A 1,376-nucleotide genomic window follows, 5' to 3' on the forward strand; every position below is an offset into this window, starting at 1 on the left:
TGAAGTGACCCCCGAAAGTTAGACAGGTCGTTTCATTAGGCAGCCTCTAGGGTATGATCCCGGTATTGTACCGGGATCATACCCTTTAATTTTGCCTTAATTCTTTTATGATTATAGTAGTCTATATATTTTGCTAATTCTTGTTTGAAATGTGTTATACTTTCAAATTCTTTTCGATACAGAAATTCCGATTTCATAATACCGAAAAAGTTTTCAATAACGGCATTGTCATAACAGTTTCCTTTGCGAGACATACTTTGTGTTATGCCACATTGCTTAAGAGAATGACGGTATTGTTTCATTTGATAGTGCCACCCTTGATCAGAATGAATGAGGAGTTTGTCTTGAGCTGTTACACGTTCAAGGGCTTGGTCTAACATTGTTGAAACAAGGGAATAGGTCGGTCTTGAACCAATTGTATACGTGATAATTTCACCATTAAATAAATCTAACATTGGTGATAGGTATAACTTCTCCCCAAATAACTTAAACTCCGTAATATCTGTAACCCACTTTTCATTTGGTTTGTCGGCTTGGAAGTTGCGATTTAAAATATTCGGCGCAATTTTCCCAACTGTCCCTTTGTAAGAGCGATATTTTTTCATACGAACAAGACATTTCAACCCTAATTCTTTCATAAGGCGATACACTTTTTTATGATTTATTTTGTGTCCACGATTCATCAGTTCATCACGAATACGCCGATACCCATAACACCCACCATGTTCATCATAAATAGCTTGAATCAGTTCTTTTACCTCCGCATTTGAATCAGGACGATTGAACCGTTTGATCCAGTAATAGTACGTACTACGTGGAATGTTTGCGAGTTGAAGTAACTCTTTGACAGGAAATTCATGCCTTAACTCATAGATTACTTGGGCTTTGTCTTGTTTGGTGATTGTTTCTTGTTTTGAACTAAGGCATTCAACTTTTTTAAATATGCATTTTCCATACGTAAACGCTCATTTTCCGCTTGTAGTGCTTCTATTGAGCCCTCTACTACTGGTTTTATTTTTTTATCTTTCATGGTTGGACGCCCCTTTTTCTTTGAATGTAGGGCATCCAATCCTCCTGTTTCATAAGCTATTTTCCATTTCCGAAGTGTTTCATAAGACGGAATATTGAAAAGTGCCGCTGTTTCTCTGATAGATGTCCCGTGTTCATTCATATAATTAAGTACGTCTAGTTTATACTGGGTAGAGTAGGATGTATAGCGTTTTTCAAAAGCATTTTCACCTGAAGATTCATATCGTCTAATCCACTCACGAAGTAAGCTAGGAGTAACTTCTATAGATTTAGCAATTGTTTTTCCGCTTTCTGTACCATCTAAATATCGTTTCACTGCTTGGATTTTCTCTGTTGAAGAAAATTTA

At 36.5% G+C, this 1,376-nt stretch carries 1 protein-coding gene; it reads right to left on the minus strand.

The annotated features are described in order from the left end of the window. Positions 1–35: 35 nt before the first annotated feature. Positions 36–1,376 (minus strand): IS3 family transposase gene (locus tag JDS95_RS30390; protein WP_206773957.1). Its coding sequence is split into 2 segments (ribosomal slippage), with 1,342 coding nucleotides annotated over them: positions 36–940 and positions 940–1,376; the frame shifts between segments, so codons are not numbered across the junction. This gene is flagged as partial in the annotation.

Source organism: Bacillus cereus group sp. N24, from assembly GCF_016483345.1.
In the GTDB taxonomy this organism is placed as follows: domain Bacteria; phylum Bacillota; class Bacilli; order Bacillales; family Bacillaceae_G; genus Bacillus_A; species Bacillus_A toyonensis.